This window comes from Ferrimonas sp. SCSIO 43195 (assembly GCF_023716685.1).
Classification (GTDB): domain Bacteria; phylum Pseudomonadota; class Gammaproteobacteria; order Enterobacterales; family Shewanellaceae; genus Ferrimonas; species Ferrimonas kyonanensis.
The window spans coordinates 399330-417275 of the sequence record NZ_CP072679.1 but is presented as its reverse complement, the minus strand read 5'-3'; the positions used below and the strand labels follow the sequence as shown (position 1 = coordinate 417275).

Sequence of the window (17946 nt, the reverse complement as noted above, 5' to 3'; positions counted from 1 at the left end):
CACAAACCCCAGGCTGCACCTTTTTTTTCTTACCCCTGTCGCTCCCAGTTCACCGGTGTTTGCCGTTATAATGAGGCCATTACACTGTGAGGACACGCCACAATGAGCGAACAACTGCCACTGATGCCCGGCTGCGACTTTGTCGAACTGTACAAAGTACTTAAGATTCAAGCCTGGGTCGGCTCCGGAAGCGACGCCAAACTGGTGATCGCCGAAGGCCTGGTGGAGGTCAATGGCCAGGTGGAAACCCGCAAGCGCTGCAAGCTGGTTGAAGGCGACGTGGTGGCCTTCAATGGTGAACAGGTCAGCATCGGCGCAGCCAGTGCCGACGCCCGCCCCGCCAGCAACGACAAACCCAAGGTGGCCAGGAAGAAACCTCGCCCCTCTATTCAGTTTTAACCATCGAGTAGGTATCCATGTCTTTTCCCAATGACCCCACCGGCGAACTGCTGCAACTGATGCAAGACGAAGGCATCGATCTCAGCCAGCCCTACATGCTGGACTTCTACGTGCTGTTTGCCGACGAAGCCAAGGGCCAACGTGCCGCCGAGCGGGTCCAAAAAGAGTTTGAGGGCTGTGGCCTGTTTCTGAACCACAACGAACAAAGTGGTGACTGGGAGCTGCGGCTGATCAAAGAGATGGTGCCTGAGCATGGCCCCATCAACGACATCGAAACCACCCTGCAGGCCCTGTGCAAGCAGTACAAAGGCAAGGTGGACGGCTGGGGCATGCTGGAGCCGGAAGACGACGACAGCGACGACGGTCTGGATTAAGACCGGCCCATAAAAAAACGCGCCCTTGAGCGCGTTTTTTGTGCCTGACCAACGGCCTTAGTCGCCCTGGGGCGCCTTCTTTTTGCCGAACGGCACATCACCGACGTCTTTGAGCACAAAGGCGGTCTTCTTGACCTTCTTCGGCGCCGCCGATTTGCGGGCACGGGCCGGTTTAGCCTTAGTCCTGGTCACCTTGTCGCTGGCCTTGGCCGGGGCTTTTTTCGGCTTCAGACCAGTAAACTTGGCCTCCAGCCCTTCCAGGGCGTCAAAGCTCAAGCTGTGACCGAGGAAGCTCTGCAGCGCCATGGCTGCCGCCCAGTCTTTCGGTCCCACCAGAGACACCGCGGCGCCACTGGCTCCGGCACGGCCGGTACGGCCGACCCGGTGAATGTACTCTTCCGAGTGTTTGGGCAGGTCGAAATTGATCACCAGCTGCACCTGGCTGATGTCGAGGCCGCGGCTGGCCACGTCGGTAGTGATCAGCAACTGCGCCTTACCGGCGGCAAACTCGTCCATGATGCGGTTGCGCGCCGCCTGGTTGAGATCGCCGGACAGGGCCAGAGTGGAAAAACCCTGCTCCGCCAGCCAGTTGGCCAGCCGCTCGGTATCGCCGCGGGTGGCGGTAAACAGCATCGCCTGCTTGTAGTCTCGCTGCTTGAGCAGCGCCATCAGCTGCGCCTGCTTGTGATCCAGGTGATCCGACAGCAGGAAGCTGTGGCTGATGTTGTCATGCATCTGCTGCTCGGCATCGATACGCACTCGGGCCGGGGCCGACAACAGATCGGCGCCAAACTCGTTAACCACGGCGTTATCCAGGGTGGCGGAGAACATCAGCGTCTGCCGACGACGGTGGTCGGCAGCCTTATGGATGGCAGTCAGCTGCTTGGAGAAACCCAGATCCAGCATCCGATCCGCTTCATCCAGAATCAGCATCTCCAGCCCCTTGAGCTCCAGGTGACCGTGCTCCAGGTGATCCGCCAGCCGCCCCGGGGTGGCAATCACAAACTGCGGATCCTTGGCCAGCGCCTTGCTCTGCTGGTTGAAGTCTTCACCGCCGAGGATCAGCACCCCTTTGACGTTGCTGCCGGCGGTGAGGCCGCGCAGTTGACCGTAGACCTGTTTGGCCAGTTCCCGGGTCGGGGCCAACACCACCACCCTGGGATCGCGCTTGCTGAGCGCCTTTTGCTTGATCACCCTTTGCATCGCCGGCAACAGGTAGGCCAGCGTTTTACCGGACCCGGTTTTGGAGGAGGCCAGCAGATCTTTTCCGGCGATCACCACCGGAATGGCTTGTTGCTGAATCTCAGTGGCACCTTGAAAGCCCTGATGATCCATACGTTCCACTAAGCGCTTATCCAAGCCCAGTTCTTTAAATTGCAAAGGGGTGTCTCCTGCGGGATGTCATAAAGCGCCCAGTATACACCAAACCCGGGCGGAAGTAGGCCATCAGCACCGCCATTGTGGCCCCGAACCCGCCAGCGGACAGAAGCCGCGACTATGGGCGCCATGGGCGCTGGTTATGACCCTGGCCACCATGGTTGTGGTGCCTGAGTCTGGCTGCTACTCTGCCAGCCTTCGTATTCACAACCAACAGCGCCATGTCCTTCGAATCTCTGGTTATTCTTCTACCTCTGTTTGCCGGCTATCTGGTCCCGGTAACCCGCCCGGCCCTGCTGACCGGCATCGATAAGCTGCTGAGTGCCATCGTCTATCTGATTCTGGCGTTAATGGGCCTGTCGCTGGCCCAGGTGGACAACCTGGCTGGCGAACTGAGCAGCATCCTGCAATTGGTGGCGCTGCTGATTGGCCTGAGCCTGGTGCTGAACCTGGCGCTGTTGCCGCTGGTGGATCGGCGCTGGCCCATGGCCCTGACCCTGAGCAACGGCCAGCAGCCGCTGGCTAAGATGATGCTGGAATCGCTGAAACTGGCGGCGGTGGTGATCGGCGGGGTGGCGCTGGGGCTGGTGCTGCCCATCGGCCATCATGCCATTGAGTCCGGGGCCAACGCCGCGTTGATGCTACTGCTGGGGTTGATCGGCATTCAGCTGCGGGCCTCCAACCTGGGACTGCGAGCCATTTTACTCAACCCCAGGGGGTTGGCCATTGCCGCCATCGTCGCCGGCACCTCGCTGCTGGCCGGGGCCCTGACCGCGCTGATCGCCGGGCTGCCGGTGATTCACGGCGTCACCCTGGCGGCCGGCTTTGGCTGGTATTCTCTCAGCGGCATCCTGATCACCGACGGCCTGGGACCGGTGATGGGGTCGGTGGCCTTCCTGTTCGATCTCAGCCGTGAACTGATCGCCATCGTGATCATTCCGATGCTGATGCGCCGCTCGCCGGCGTCGGCCATCGGCTACGGCGGTGCCACCGCCATGGACTTCACCCTGCCGGTGCTGCAGCAAACCGGCGGCGCCCCGGTGGTGCCGGTGGCCATTGTGTCCGGCTTCCTGCTGAGCCTGGCCAGCCCGGTACTGATCCCGTTCCTGCTGTCGCTGGCGTAGCCACGACAGCACGCTGGCCCGGCTTACAGCCGGGTCAGCTTGAACACCAATTCGTCCAGACTCGCCACCTGCTTTTTCACGAACCTGGGGTTGTCCGCCAGCACGTCGCTGCGCTCCAGCAACTCCACCTCAAACAGGCCCTCGCTGTGCTGTCGCACCCAGGACTCGGTCACGCTGAACGGCGGGCCGGACAACTGCTGCTGCGGGTAATCCAGGGTGATCAGCAATCCGGGGGTGCCGGCGGGCAGCAGGCTGGCCAGGTGCTGCCAGTAACGTTGCCGCATCGGTTCCGGCAAGGCGATGAGGGCGGCGCGATCGTAGAAGGCGGTCACCGGTTTGATGTGCTCAGGGCTAAGGGCAAACAGGTCGCCCCGCCACAGCTCGAACGGGCCGTCGCAGAAACGAGTCAGCTCGCCGTGAGTGTCGGAGACGGGCTCGAGCTGTTGTTCGTTAAAGAAGCTGCGCACCGCCGATTCACTGAGTTCGCTGCCGACGATGTCGTCGCCCAGCGACGCCAGCCAGACCATGTCCAGCGACTTGCCGCACAGGGGCACCAAAACCCGGCCCGGCGAATGAGAAATCGCGGGCCAGTGGCGTTTTAGAAAGGGATTTATGTCGTCCTGATGAAAGCCGATAAGCTGGCGGTCCCACTTATCGTGCCAAAATGCTGCGTCCATTTTTTTGCCAATCCTGCTAGAAACAAGCCTGGCACCTTAACGGCTCTGTCAGCGGTTGTACACTACCACTCCTGATCCAATACGATGCGAACCTTCTCCAGCCACTTGCAGTTGTCGCAACTGCAGGCTCGGCGAGACAGGTGTGCCGGGGTCAACTGGGCTTCGACATAGTCACAGGCCTGAGTCAGTTCACGGCGGAACGCTTTCAGGGGTTTGGTTTCGTTGGCCACCAGCTCGTCGTTATGGTTCAGCCATTTGCATTCCATACCCTGGTGACAGTAGATGCAGCGTTCGTCCACCGGGTTATAAAACACCGCGTGAGGACAAAAACGCACATCCATATTATCCCGCATTTTGTTGCGCGGATATTTTAACAATTCAATCAGCTCGGCGACTTTGGGCGCGGCTGCAACGTCGGCCATCTCTAGCCCTCCCGTGTTACAATGCGGATCCAATCATCACACAATCGAACTCGAATCCATTGATTTCGATCAAAGAAGTGAACGCTTCTATGTGGCGGTTACAAAGCTGAACAGGGAAGAAAAGCGTAACTTAATCGGACAAATCGTCACGATGGCCAGTAAAACAGGGAGTTCCATGGCAGACACGGCGCCGTTACAGCAATTTTACATCGCCGAAGAACAGTCGATTTATCTTCTTGGTCACCACGATGCCCAGAAGCTGAAGCAGTGGTTACGGCTGTGTGAAAAGCAGCTGGCCCGACTCGGCTACCGCCACATCCGCTTCGTCGGCAAGGGGGTGTATGGCTTCGTCTTTGCCGGTCGCCACCCCAATGGCCAGGAACAGGTGTTTAAATTCTCTCGCATCACCCTGCCCGCCCATCTGCAGGCGCGGCTGGAGGAGGAAGCCTGGATGCTGGAGCAGGTCGACCACCCCAACATTCCCAAGCTGATCCGCTACCAGCAGCTGAAACTGCAGGGGATCATGGTGATGACCCTGGCCCCGGGTCGGGATCTGGCCCAGCTGGCCCTGCGCTGTGGCCCCCTGCCCCTGAGCTGGCTGGCCCCCATCGCCCAGCAACTGGCGCAACTGCTGCGCTACCTGAGGCAGGATCTGCCCCGCCCCATCGTCCATGGCGACATCAAGCCCTCCAACCTGGTGTTTGATCCCAGCAACCATCACCTGTCGCTGATCGACTGGGGCTCGGCGGTGTTTGCCCAACAGGACGCCAGCGGCGAGCCCATCGCTCAGACCGGCCTGGGGGTGGGCGGCGAGCCGCTGCGCAGCAACGCTCGCATGGGCGATCTCTACTTCATCGGTGCCGAGCAGTTGGCGGGCAACAGCTCGTCGCCGCGGTTCGATGAACAGGGGGTGGCCGGCACCCTCTACTCGCTGGCCTCGGGACTGCCGGCCCGCTTCGGCAACAGCGTGTTGCCCGCCGCCAGCCTGGGGTTGCCCAAGGCCCTGGCAGACACCCTGGATGCCATGCTCAGCGACGACCCCATTCGCCAGCGCCAGGGCGGCGACCATTTCATCGACCGCCTGACCCGGGGCCCGGCCTGGCAGCCGCCGTCGCAGGCCGAGCCTGCCATCACTGCGCAACTGCCGGTGTGGGTACACCAGTTCGGTCACGCCATCGATACCGTCGCCTACAGTTCGCGCAAATCGTTTCTGCAGCAACACCTGAGCCCCGGCAGCCGGGCCCCCAGCGGCGATCTGCAGATCGACCGCTACTACCGCGATTACCTGGTGGGCATGGGCGACTGCGAAAAGGCGTTTGTCACCGCCGTAGGGCGCCTGGGCGAGTTTCCAATCCTGGGCGGGCTGGCGCTGCACTGGCACGGCGGCGGGGTCGCCATCGACTCCAGCCTCAACCTGTTTGACCCAACCTTAAGGGCCCCCTTTGCCCATGCGGTCAACAACCTGGTGCGGCTGGCCCAGTCGATTCCCCATCATGGGGTGTTCAAAGCCTGCTTCTTTAACGCCCGCGATACCCTGCACATCGAGCGGGACAACGACCGCTTGCCGTTTCAGCCAGCGCCGGAGCAGGCGATCCCGTTTGAGGTGGCCGAGGTGCCGGAGCTGGAGGACAAAACCCGGCTGCACAGCTACTTCGAAGATGGCCGCGACCCGGACGAAAACCTGTCCCTGCCCGCCGGCATCATGGCCGAACTGGGGCGCCTCAACGACATTCACCACACCGGCTGCATCATCTTCGAAGTGCTGCCCACTCACCTGAAACTGCACAGCTACCTGAAACTGCTGGATCCGCAGCGGCAACAGGAGTTCAGCCAGTGCCTGCAGCGGATCCTGGCCCAGGTCAGCCAGATCCAGGAACAGGGGATCTCCGGCTTTATGAAGCTGCCCTATAAGAACACCCGCCACTTCGTGCCCCGGCCACGTCATCCGGTGCACTACCTGACGCCGCCGCGCACCACCCTGGCTCGGCTGCGACAGCCCAAGGCATAAAAAAACGCGCCATCGGGCGCGTTCTTCTGTGCGGGGCAAGCCGGCTTAGAGATCGAGAATCATGGTGGCAAAGCTAAAGTAGATCAGCACCCCGGTGGCATCGACAATGGTGGTTACCAGCGGCCCGGAGGCGGTGGCCGGGTCCAGTTTTACCCGGCTGAGGATAAACGGCAGACACAGGCCGATGAGGGAGCCGGCCATCACCACCGACACCATGGCAAACGCCACCACCAGCGCAATCTCGGCGCCGCCGCGGAACCAGCCGAGGGCGAACACCGCCACCGCCATGGTCAGCCCCAGGGCACCGGCCACCAGGAACTCCCGCCCCAGTACCTTGGCCCAGTCCTTCATGTCCACCTCACCGGTGGCCAGGGCTCGCACCATCAGGGCCGCCGACTGCGAACCGGCGTTACCGCCACTGCCCACCAGCAGCGGCATAAAGAACACCAGCGCCACGTACTTGGCGATGGTGTCTTCGAAATAGGCGATGCCGGCCCCGGACAACAGGCTACCGAACACCAGCAGTACCAGCCAGAACACCCGCTTACGGTACAACTCCCAGCCGGTGACCTGGTTCATGGGGGCGTCCAGCTTGGCCACCGATGCACTCTTCTGCGCATCCTCGGTAGCTTCTTCCACCGCCGCGTCCATGGCGTCATCGTAGGTCACGATGCCCACCAGCCGATCGTCACCGTCCAGTACCGGCAGGGCCAGCAGGTCATAGTGACGAATCTTCTGGGTCACCTCTTCCTGGTCTTCATCGACCCGGGCGTGCACCACGCCGGTACGCATCAGGTCATCGATAAGGCGATCCGGGTTGGCCAGAATCAACTCCCGCAGCGACACCGTGCCCAGCAGTTTGCGATCGGCATCGATAACGTAAGTCTGGTAGATGGTTTCCTTGTCCGGCGCTTCCAGTCGCAGTCGTTTCAACGCCTTACGCACCGGCCAGTGGCCCTTGAGGGTGGCGTAATCCGAGGTCATCAGGGCGCCAGCGGTCTCTTCCGGGTAGCTGGCAAGACGGCGAACGTCCTCCCGCTCCGCCTGGGCCAGGCCGGGCAACAGGGTGTGCTGGTCTTCTTCAGACAGGCGGTTGAACAGATCCGCCCGTTCGTCCGCTTCCATCTGGGAAAACAGCGCCGCCAGATCGTTGCGATTCATGGTGCGGGCGATCTCCGCCTGAGCCAGTGGCTCCAGGTAGCCAAACAGGTTGGCGTGATCCGGCAGCGACAGCATCGACAGGAACCGGGCCGCCTGTTCGGCGGTAAATTCGCAGATCGCCGCCGCAATGTCGGCGGCATGAGCCAGTTCCAGCGTCGCCCGGGCGGACTGCTTGTCGCCGGCAATCATGGCGTGCTCTAAGGTGGCAAAAAGGGTGTCTTTTTGCATGCTTCGTCTCCAAAGGCTGGCTACGAAGCAGGCAGGGAGGGAGAGTATCCCTATGAGAAGTGGACTTCGTGGCCGTCAAACAGATTGTAAGTTATGGTTTTCGTTTCGTCCCAACTGGGACTACTCGGGCTTGGGTCCATTTTTGATTTACTCAAATAATTAGGCGCGCCGATTGTAGGCGCATTCATCAGCCACATCAAGACAATAGAGGCCCGGTTAACGCAATTGTCGACTCAGCCAGCCATGGATGCGGGTGATCAGCTCCTGATGGTCGTCCACCTGCTGGTAATCCAGGTAGTTGCGCCACTGCCGATAGTTGCGTTTGTTACTGCGACTGGCTTCGATGGCACGCTGTTTCTGCCCCGCTAAGGATAGCGGATGATCCCAGTCCGAGATCACATCCAGCACCGGCGACGGCTGCATCACCAGTCGGGCCGCCAGGGTGGGAACGTCCTGCTGCGGCCACTGAAACCCGCCAATGCTGACCAGCGCCAATGGCGGCTCCAGTTTGCCGTCCGCCAATTTGGCTGCCAGGGTGCCCACCACCTCCCCCTGGGCCAGCCAGACGGTGTCGCCACCCAGCACCTCACTGGGATCCTCGGGCAGGGTCGGCACCAGCCGCACCTGCCAACCCAGATCCGGCAACTGGGCGATCAGCGCCTGGGCCAGACCCGGGTAGGGGCTGCCTCGCTGGGGCTCCACCAACACCACTTCGGCCCGCACCCCCGCCAGGTTGCTGGGATACAGATTGGGCTCACCGGCCTGAGTCAGGCCACAAAACAACAACAGGGACAACAGTAAACGGGCAATCATATTCAGGCATCGGCAGCGTCGGTGGCGCCAATGTATCACTGCCCCGGGGCCTGACCCAAGTTGCTATCGCCAATTTTCCACCACCATGGCCTCGCTGAACCCGGGCTGACCGACGCCCCTGTTGGAGGTAAAGTGTTGCAAACTTAATCGTTCTTTCCTTGTCAAAGCCCTAAGTACAGATAAAATGGATGGTGATACCCGTGACTTTAGCGGCGCCGCATTCCCCCATCGACTAGGTAACTTAAGGGCCAATTATGAATCAGTTTTCCAGTGGCATTGCAGGTTGGCAGCATCGATTCCGGATCATTAAACCTTCTGGTGCCGGTCTGATTCTGCTGCTGTTAATGGTGCCGCTGCTGCTGTTGATGCTGCCGCTGGTGCTGCTGAGCAGCCTGGCGTTCTGGGCCATGAACACCGCCTGGCGTTACCGCCGCCCGGGCCGCACTCAGAGTGCCCGGGATACCGATGTCGACCATGCCTCAGGGGTGATCATCGAAGGAGAAGTGATCAACTCCCGCCAGGACTGACCCTAAACGCCGAGCCATAAAAAAGGCGACCCGAGGGTCGCCTTTTTGCTGAGCCAAATTGCCTATTCCGGCGTCACCACGATCATCCGTACCGCATCCAGCTCCAGCTGCGCCCGCTGCAGATGGGCGGTCACCATGCTGATCTGCTCACGCACCGCATCCAGCTCCGACGAACGAATGTTGGGGTTGACCGCTTTCAACGCTTCCAGACGGGCCAGTTCGGCCCCCAGTTGCTGCTCCATCTCACTCTGAGCCTGGGCCACCAGTTCGGTCATCTGCGCCTGGGCGTAGTCATCGCCCTGCTTGAGCAGCGGATGCAACACCGGCTGGCTGGCATTGACCAGCTTGCTGGCGGTATGGCGGTTCACCGGCATCAGCTGACGGTTGAAGCTGTCGAAAGTGACGTTGGGCGCCAGGTCCTTGCCGCTCTTATCCATCAACACCCGCACCGGCGTCGGAGGCAGGAAGCGACCGATCTGCACCTCGGACGGGGCGATGGCTTCGACCTTGAAGATCATCTCCAGGAACAGGGTGCCTGCCGGCAGCGCCTTGTTCTTCAGCAGTGCCACCGAGGTGCTGCCGGTATCGCCGCTGGTCACCAGGTCGATGCCGGACGCCACCAAGGGGTGCGCCGGAGTCAGGAACTGGAAATCTTCTCGCGACAGGGCGGTGTCACGATCGAAGGTCACCGAGGCGCCCTCTTCCGACAGTCCCGGGTAGCTGGGGAACAGCATGTGCTCGGTGGGCTTGAGCACCACCGCGTTTTCCCCCTTGTCCTCTTGAGACACCCCAATCACGTCCCACAGCTTCAGCATAAAGCTGATGAAGTCAGTGTCGTCGTCGGCCTGCTCCAGGGCCGTCACCAACTGTGCCGCCTGCTGACCGCCGTTGGAGTTGAGCTCCAGCAGCTTATCCCGACCGGCTTCCGCCTTGGCCTGGTGTTCGGCGTTGCGAGCCGCGGTGGTCTCGATCAGCGTCTCCAGGGCGCCGGCATCGGTTTCCCCCGCCAGCTCACTGCGCACCTGATCGGCAAATTCACTGTGGATCAGGTGGCCAGACGGGCAGGTGTGGGTAAAGGCGTTCATCCCTTCGTGGTACCAACGCAGCAGCGGCTGCTGCGCCGTGCCCTCCAGCAGCGGCACATGAATCTGCACCGTTTGGGTCTGGCCGATGCGATCCAGGCGGCCGATGCGCTGCTCCAGCAGGTCCGGGTTCAGCGGCAGATCGAACATCACCAGGTGGTGGGCAAACTGGAAGTTACGGCCTTCGGAACCGATCTCGGAACAGATCAGCACCTGGGCACCGCCCTCCTGCTGGGCGAAGAACGCCGCCGCCTTGTCCCGCTCCAGGATCGACATCCCTTCGTGGAACACCGACGCCAGAATCCCTTCACGGGTACGCAGGGCCTCTTCCAGCTGCAAAGCGGTGTGGGCCTTGGAGGCGATCACCAGCACCTTCTTGCTGCGGTTGGCTTTCAGGAACTCCATCATCCAGTCGACCCGGGGATCAAACTGCCACCAACTGGCGTTACCGCTCTCGCCTTCAAACTCCTGGTACAACTTTTCAGGGTACAGCTGGTTCATCAGTTTGATGTCGGTGCTCTGAGTGCCGCCGAGCATGCTGTTGACCCGCATGGCGGTGGCGTATTGCTTGGGCAAGGGCATCGGGTAGGTGTGCAGCTCACGGCCGCAGAAGCCACTGACGCCGCTACGGGTGTTGCGGAACAGCACCCGACTGGTGCCGTGGCGGTCCAGCAGTTCCCGCACCAGTTCCTGGCAGGCCAGCTGACGCTGGTCCTCGTCGCCAGACTGAATTCGACTCAGGGCATCGCTGATGTCGCTTTCCGCCAGCAGCGCCACCAGCGCCTGCTGTTCGTCATCGCTCAACGGCCGCTCCGCCAGCAGCGCGTCGGCGGCGGTCGCCACCTGCTGGTAACTGGTCTCCTCCTCGAGGAAGGCGTCATAATCGTAGAATCGGTCCGGATCCAGCAAACGCAGGCGGGCGAAGTGGCTCTGGTGGCCGAGCTGATCCGGGGTTGCGGTCAACAGCAGCACCCCGGCGATCTCCTGGGCCAGAGTCTCCACCACCTGATAGGCGCGGCTCGGGGCCGCTTCACTCCACTCCAGGTGATGAGCTTCGTCCACCACCAGCAGATCCCAGGGGGCGTCCTTGGCCTGGTCCAGGCGCTTTTTCTTGCGCAGCAGGTCCAGGGAGCAGATCACCAGTTGTTCGGTTTCAAACGGGTTGTCACAGTCGGCCAGCGCCTCGATGCAGCGCTCCTCATCGAACAGCGAAAAACGCAGGTTGAAACGGCGCAGCATCTCCACCAGCCATTGGTGCTGCAGCGTTTCCGGCACCAGGATCAGAATCCGCTCCGCCTTGCCGGACAGCAATTGCTGATGAATGATGTGGCCGGCCTCGATGGTCTTACCCAGGCCCACTTCATCCGCCAGCAGCACCCGTGGCGCGTGGCGGTTGCCCACTTCATTGGCAATAAACAGCTGGTGAGGGATCAGGCCGGCCCGCGGGCCCTGCAGGGCGCGCAGCGGGTTTTTCAGCATGCCGAAGCGCTGTCGCTGGCACAGGTAACGGGTAACGAAGTACTCCATGCGATCGATCTGACCAGCAAACAGGCGATCCTGCGGCTTATTGAAACGAATCTGGTGGTCGAGCATGGTTTCCCGCAGCAGCCCCACCTCATTGGTATCACTGCGGACGCCTTCGTAACTGACCAGTCCGTCCTGTTCGTGTATCGCGTCCACTTCCAGGGTCCAGCCCTCGTGGCTGGTGATGGTGTCTCCCTGGTTGAAAATCACTCGAGTCAGCGGGGCATCTTCCCGCGCAAACATCCGGTTGTCTCCGGTGGCGGGAAACAGTACGGATACCATCCGTCCTTCGACGGCGACTACGGTACCCAGTCCCAGGTCGGATTCAGCATCGCTGATCCAACGTTGTCCGAGAGAAAATGACATCGACTAAACGACTCCTAATATGGGCTAGAAGGCTGAAAAGGTGGCGTATGTTACCGGAACTGCGGCAGTGATTCATCCTCAATTTGTGCTAGCCAAAGTCGCCGCCTTCTGCCATGGTAGAACTGAAGCACGCGCAACGCTTAATCGCTATAGAACCTTGCCTTAAATCCATAAAGCATAGTGGAGGTGCCATGGTTAGGGATAAGAAAAAACGCTTTGTGCTGGATACCAACGTGTTACTGCACGAACCTCTCGCCATCTACTCCTTTCAGGAGCACGATGTGGTCATTCCCATGACCGTCCTTGAAGAACTCGATCAGATAAAAGACCGCCGTAAAGACGTCAGCCGCGACGCCCGCGTTGCCATCCGCACCCTCGAAGACTGCCTGGTGGATGCCTCACCGGAGGAGATCCTTCAAGGGGTACTGCTCAACCACCCCAACGCCCCCGACGACGAGTTGGGCACCCTGTCGATTTTTCCCGACCACCAGATTCAGTTTGCCAATCCGGTGGCCCTGCCCGGTGACAACAACGACAACCTGATCATCAACTCGGCCCTGTACCTGCAGCAGCAGAGCGACGATGAGATTGTGCTGGTCACCAAAGACATCAACATGCGCCTCAAAGCCAAGGGCGCCGGGTTAAAAAAGGTGGAGGACTACCGCACCGATCAACTGGTGGACGACATCCAGTTTCTGGCCAAGGGCTTTGCCGAACTGGAGGGCAACCTATGGGACCAGGTTAAGGAGGTCAGCAGCGAACAGCGCGGCCGCGAGGTCTACCACACCCTGGCCCGCAACGAGTTGGCGGAGGAGTCGCTTTACATCAACCAGTACCTCATCGACGACAGCAAGCTGTTCTGCGGCCAGGTCAAGGAGGTCAATGACCAGCAGGTACTGCTGCGGGACCTGGGCCAGGAACGGCTGATGGGCTACCACGCCTGGGGCATCAACCCTAAGAACGTCTATCAGGGCATGGCGCTGCAGGCGTTGCTGGACCCCAGCATCGACATGGTAATTCTCACCGGCCCGGCGGGATCGGGCAAGACCCTGCTGTCGCTGGCGGCCGCCCTGGAGCAGGTGGTGGAACAACGCCGTTACGATAAGGTCATCGTCACCCGCAATACGCCGGAGATCGCCGAGTCCATCGGCTTCCTGCCCGGCACCGAGGAGGAGAAGATGGCCCCCTGGCTGGCGGCGGTCACCGACACCCTGGAGGTGTTGCACAAGCAGGACGAAAGTCCCGCCGGCAGCCTGCAGTACATCATGGACAAGGCCAACATCCAGTTTAAGTCCATCAACTTTATGCGCGGCCGCTCGATTCAGAATGCCTTTGTGCTGCTGGACGAGTGCCAGAACCTAACGCCTTCGCAACTGAAAACCATCATTACCCGCATGGGCGAAGGCACCAAGCTGGTCTGCTCCGGTAACCTGGCGCAGATCGATTCCAACTACCTCACCGCCGTCACCTCCGGCCTCACCTACGTGGTGGAGCGCTTTAAGAACTTCGAAGGCAGTGCCAACGTCTACCTCAATGGCGTGGTTCGCTCCCGTCTGGCCAAGTTCGCCGAAAACGAACTCTGATCCCCGCGCCTGTTCCTGAACGGGACAGGCGCTAATCTCACCACAGAATCCCAACTGGACCAAAGCTTTGGTACACTGACCGTTCGATTATGGCGCCGGGCATGAGTTGCACACTGTGAAGACACCCATTCTCAACAACTACAACAAAGCGGTTTTCTATACCTACCTCGGGGTGGTGATCCTGTCGCTGGTGGTGGCCGCCATGGTGTTCACCAAGCAGAAACAGCAGCTGTTGATCGAAAAAGTGGAGCAGGTCACCCAGCACTCCCATCAGGTGGAGTTGCTGCTGGACGCCAGCATACGGGCGGTGCAAGCGCTGCAGGAGTTTACCGCCATCCACATGCGCAACAGCGACGCCGCCTCCATGACCCAGCTGCAGGTTCGGCACCAGTTTGTCAGCGAAGGCGACCGTTTCTCGCTGCGCCCGGATTACCGCAACGCCCGCAACACCTTTGCCGAAAAAGGCTTCATCTCAGGTAAGGGCCAATTGGAGGGGCGCTCGGAACTGTTCTACCGCGAACTCGACACCCTGTACCAGATGTCCCTGAGCCTGCCGGTGACCAAACAGATGGCCCCCAAGAGCGCCAGCATCTACTACCTGTCGACTCAGCAGATGATGTCCATCTACCCCTGGCCCGGCCCCGAGCATCAGTTCGAGCCGCAGATGTTGCAGAGCCCGCTGTTTGACATGGCCAAGCCGGAGAACAACCCGGAGCGCAAAGTGTTCTGGTCCGACGCCCACCGCAACGCCGAAGACAAGCTGGCCACCACCGTCGGCATTCCGGTGTACGTGGGTGACACCTTCCTGGCCGCCATCTACATGGAGCTGAGGCTGTCGACCCTGACCGAGCAGATTGAGCGCTACTTCGATCTTCCGGGCACGGTGCTGCTGCTGGACCGGGCCAACAACGTGTTGTCCTACCCGGACATGCACCTGGATGAATTGCCGCGCACCTATCACCTGAGCCAGCGCATTCCAGCGCAACTGCACAACGTGCCGTTGGAGCGGCTGCTGGACGACACCGACGCCAAGCTGATCAACGGCTACTACGTGCGCGCCATCAAGCTCACCAACGCCCCCTGGTCGCTGCTGTATCTGCAGCCAGAGCAGGAGGTGGTGGCCGATGCCTGGGAGAAACTGGAATCCACCTTCCTGATGGTGATCATCGCCCTGTCGCTGCTGGTGACCGTGGTCCACTGGCTGACCCGCCGCGCCTTCGTCAGCCCGGCCTCCAAGCTGCTCAACCACCTGGAAGACTGCGCCAACCAACCGACACCGCCGCCGAAGCGGATCCTCGAAGGCTGGGAGCCCTGGTTCCAGCTGATCTCCCGCACCTTTGAAGAGAATCAGCAATACACCCAGCACCTGGCGGCCCAGAATCGGCGCCTGGACAAACTGGTGGCCAAGCGCACCGCCCGCCTGCGCGAAGCCAATGAACGCCGTGAGCGTGACTTCTCGCTGATGCGCTCGCTCATCGACGCCATGCCGGAAGCGATCATGTTCAAGGACGTGGACGGCCGCTTCCTCGGCTGCAACCGCTCTGCCGAGACCCTGTTCGGCCACCAGGAGAGCGAATTGCTGGGGCTGTCGGTCACCGACATCCTCGACGGCGAGAAAGGCCGGCAACTGGCGGAGGAGGACGCCCAGGTACTGCGCGACCGAGTGCCGCTGCGCTACCGCGAGAAGAACGAATACAACGGTCGGGCGGTGCTGTACGACACCCTGAAACTGCCGTTCTACAACGGCCGCGGCGAACTGCTGGGGCTGATTGGGGTGTGGCGCGACATCACCCGTGAATCGGAACAGCAGGAGAAGCTGAAACAGTCGGAAGAGCGCTACCACCTGGCCATGGACTCGGTGGAGGACGGCGTCTGGGATTGGTACCTGGATGCCAACCAGCTGATCTGTAACCCGGCCTACTACACCATGCTGGGCTACGAGTCCGGCGAATTCCCACTGCTGATCGAAACCTACTACCGGCTGATGCACCCGGACGACCGGCAGCGGGTGGAGAGCTACATCGACGCCTACCTGGATGACTCCAGCACCCCGTTCAACATCGAGTTCCGCATGAAGGGCAAAGACGGCCACTACCGCTGGATTCTGTCCCGGGGTCGACTGGTGGAGCGTGACGACGAAGGCGAGCCAATTCGACTGCTCGGCACCCACAAAGACATTACCCAGCAGAAAGACAACGAAGTAATCCTGCTGGAGGCCAAACAGGACGCCGAACTGGCCAACGTCACCAAGAGCGAATTCCTGGCCAACATGAGCCACGAGATCCGCACGCCGATGAACGCCATCATCGGCATGATGCACCTGGCCCTGCGCACCGAGCTGACCGCCAAACAGAAAGACTACCTGGAGAAGGCCCGTTACAGCGCCGAGTCGCTGCTGCGGATCATCAATGACATCCTCGATTTCTCCAAGATCGAAGCCGGTAAGCTGGAGCTGGAACAAACCCGCTTCAGCCTCGATAAGGTGCTGGAACATGCCGTCAGCCTCAACTCGCTCAAGGCACAAGAGAAACAGGTCGATCTGCAGCTGTACTCCTCGGTCAGTGCCAACCTGCACCTGATTGGCGACCCCCTGCGTCTGGGGCAGGTGCTGATCAACCTGCTGTCCAACGCCGTCAAATTCACCGACCACGGCGAAGTGGAGCTGGGGTGTGAAGATCTCAAGGAGCACAACGGCCGCATCCGCCTCAAGTTCTGGGTCCGCGATACCGGCATCGGCATCGACGAGGACAAACAGAAGTTCCTGTTCGATGCCTTCAACCAGGCCGATGGCTCCACCACCCGCCGCTTTGGCGGCACCGGCCTGGGGCTGTCCATCAGCAAGCACCTGGTCAACCTGATGGGCGGCGATCTGAGTGTGCACAGCGTTCCCGGCGAGGGCTCCACCTTCAGCTTTACCATCGACGCCAAGCGGGTCGAGCAACCACCGCAGAAGACCCAGCTGATCTCCCCCCACGGCAATCAGCTCACCGCGCTGGTGGTGGACGACAACAGCACCGCGCTGCAGATCTACTCCACCTACCTACGGGACTTCCAGTTCCACGTCGATCTGGCCCAGAACGGCCAGGAAGCGGTCACCGCCATCAAGCAATCCAAACCGGAACTGGTGCTGCTGGATTGGATGATGCCGGACATGGATGGCATCGAAGTGGTGAACCAGATCGACCGACTGGTGGCCGACGGCACCCTGGAGCGGCGACCGGTGATTCTGATCATGACCGCCTTTACCGGCAGCTCGCTGTCGGATCAGGTGCAGCAAGGAAAGATTCAGGCGGTGATGCAAAAGCCATTCAACGCCTCGAAGCTGTTTGATGTGCTGATCAGCAACTTCTCCAACGACAACATCGAGTCGACTCCGGACATCACCCCAGAGCAGGATGCCCCGGCTCAGCAGGCCCACATCCTGCTGGTGGAGGACAACCTCATCAACCAGCAAGTGGCCACCGAACTGCTCAAGAGCGCCGGCTATCAGGTCAGCGTCGCGGAAAATGGCCAGGTCGCGGTGGATCTGGTCAAGGAGCAGGAGTTCGATCTGGTGCTGATGGACATTCAGATGCCGGTGATGGATGGCCTGACCGCCTGTCGCACCATTCGCGAATTTGCCAACGAACAGCAGTTGCCGATCATCGCCATGACCGCCCACGCCATGAGTGGCGATCGCGAAAAGAGTCTGGCCGCCGGCATGAACGACCACATTACCAAGCCCATTATCCTGCCGGAACTGTTCGCCACCGTGAAACACTGGCTGGGTGAGGGCGTCGAGACATGAGTAATGCCCCCATCGAGCCGCCGGCCAAGGTCAAAACCTACCGGCGCCGCCCGCTGACCCGTTACCTGCTGATCGGGCTGGGCAGCCTCTGTGCCGCCCTGGGGTTGGCGGGGATGTTTTTGCCGCTGCTGCCAACGGTGCCCTTCCTGCTGTTGGCCGCCGCCTGTTTCAGCCGCTCATCGGCCCGAATGCAGGCGTGGCTGTTCAATCACCGGCTGCTGGGGCCGGTGCTGCGCAACTACCTGGAACGGAAAGGGATGACCCGGCGTCAATTGTGGGGCAGCATCGCCAGCATCTGGTTTGGCATGGGGATCGCCATCTATCTGGCCCCGGTGCTGGCGGTAAAACTGCTGCTGGCCGGCATCGGCTTAGCGGTATCGGTGCATCTTGCCAGGCTGCCCCGTCTGCACGACTAACAACGTGACCCGGTTCACACTCCCCCACTTAGCCTCAATCACCGGCTTGAAGCCCGGCCCAAAATGAGAATAATTATC

Annotated in this window: 13 protein-coding genes and 1 pseudogene; 8 read left to right on the top strand and 6 right to left on the bottom strand. The window is 60.9% G+C overall.

Translation table 11 applies throughout. From position 1 onward, the window contains the following. Positions 1 to 102 precede the first annotated feature (102 nt). A pseudogene (locus tag J8Z22_RS02030) lies at positions 103 to 321 on the top strand (RNA-binding S4 domain-containing protein); the annotation flags it as partial. Between the two features lie 95 nt (positions 322 to 416). Continuing rightward, entirely contained in the window at positions 417 to 773 is a 357-nt protein-coding gene (locus J8Z22_RS02025) for a ribonuclease E inhibitor RraB (protein ID WP_028112879.1), read from the top strand. Positions 774 to 830: 57 nt separating this feature from the next. Here J8Z22_RS02025 and J8Z22_RS02020 read toward each other — a convergent pair whose 3' ends face one another. Further along, entirely contained in the window at positions 831 to 2153 is a 1323-nt protein-coding gene (locus tag J8Z22_RS02020) for a DEAD/DEAH box helicase (protein WP_252008510.1), read from the bottom strand. A 218-nt stretch (positions 2154 to 2371) separates the two neighbouring features. Here J8Z22_RS02020 and J8Z22_RS02015 point away from each other — a divergent pair, with 218 nt between their 5' ends. Beyond that, positions 2372 to 3274, top strand: a complete 903-nt coding sequence (locus tag J8Z22_RS02015; protein WP_028112877.1) for a lysine exporter LysO family protein — start codon at positions 2372 to 2374, stop codon at positions 3272 to 3274. A 23-nt stretch (positions 3275 to 3297) separates the two neighbouring features. On the opposite strand, the gene J8Z22_RS02010 is transcribed toward J8Z22_RS02015, so the two are convergent. Further along, a complete protein-coding gene (locus J8Z22_RS02010; RefSeq protein WP_028112876.1) occupies positions 3298 to 3951 on the bottom strand; it encodes a thiopurine S-methyltransferase in 654 nt (217 codons plus the stop codon). A gap of 62 nt (positions 3952 to 4013) precedes the next feature. Next, positions 4014 to 4373, bottom strand: coding sequence for a hypothetical protein (locus J8Z22_RS02005; RefSeq protein WP_028112875.1), 360 nt, complete (start codon positions 4371 to 4373; stop codon positions 4014 to 4016). Between the two features lie 175 nt (positions 4374 to 4548). Between J8Z22_RS02005 and J8Z22_RS02000 the strand changes: the two genes are divergently transcribed. After that, entirely contained in the window at positions 4549 to 6381 is a 1833-nt protein-coding gene (locus J8Z22_RS02000) for a phosphotransferase (protein ID WP_252008508.1), read from the top strand. Between the two features lie 45 nt (positions 6382 to 6426). Here the strand turns inward: J8Z22_RS02000 and mgtE are convergent, their stop codons facing one another. Both mgtE and J8Z22_RS01990 read right to left on the bottom strand, forming a co-directional pair. After that, positions 6427 to 7770: a magnesium transporter gene (mgtE, locus tag J8Z22_RS01995; RefSeq protein ID WP_028112873.1), complete on the bottom strand. Its 1344-nt coding sequence runs from the start codon at positions 7768 to 7770 to the stop codon at positions 6427 to 6429. 216 nt (positions 7771 to 7986) lie between these two features. Next, on the bottom strand, positions 7987 to 8583 hold the full coding sequence (locus J8Z22_RS01990) for a DUF3530 family protein (RefSeq protein ID WP_028112872.1): 597 nt from the start codon (positions 8581 to 8583) through the stop codon (positions 7987 to 7989). Between the two features lie 254 nt (positions 8584 to 8837). On the opposite strand from J8Z22_RS01990, the gene J8Z22_RS01985 reads away from it, so the two are divergent. After that, a complete protein-coding gene (locus tag J8Z22_RS01985; RefSeq protein ID WP_252008506.1) occupies positions 8838 to 9110 on the top strand; it encodes a hypothetical protein in 273 nt (90 codons plus the stop codon). A 62-nt stretch (positions 9111 to 9172) separates the two neighbouring features. Here J8Z22_RS01985 and rapA read toward each other — a convergent pair whose 3' ends face one another. Beyond that, the gene (gene rapA / locus J8Z22_RS01980; RefSeq protein ID WP_252008504.1) at positions 9173 to 12082 is read right to left on the bottom strand and encodes an RNA polymerase-associated protein RapA; all 2910 of its coding nucleotides are present in this window, start codon (positions 12080 to 12082) and stop codon (positions 9173 to 9175) included. Between the two features lie 191 nt (positions 12083 to 12273). On the opposite strand from rapA, the gene J8Z22_RS01975 reads away from it, so the two are divergent. The 3 genes from J8Z22_RS01975 (at position 12274) to J8Z22_RS01965 (ending at position 17868) form a co-directional block, all read left to right on the top strand. Continuing rightward, on the top strand, positions 12274 to 13665 hold the full coding sequence (locus J8Z22_RS01975; protein ID WP_028112869.1) for a PhoH family protein: 1392 nt from the start codon (positions 12274 to 12276) through the stop codon (positions 13663 to 13665). A gap of 115 nt (positions 13666 to 13780) precedes the next feature. Next, entirely contained in the window at positions 13781 to 17452 is a 3672-nt protein-coding gene (locus J8Z22_RS01970; protein WP_245595583.1) for a response regulator, read from the top strand. After that, complete coding sequence (locus J8Z22_RS01965; RefSeq protein WP_084144407.1) at positions 17449 to 17868, top strand: YbaN family protein; 420 nt, start codon at positions 17449 to 17451, stop codon at positions 17866 to 17868. The genes J8Z22_RS01970 and J8Z22_RS01965 overlap by 4 nt, the downstream gene beginning before the upstream one ends. The last annotated feature ends 78 nt before the right edge of the window (positions 17869 to 17946 follow it).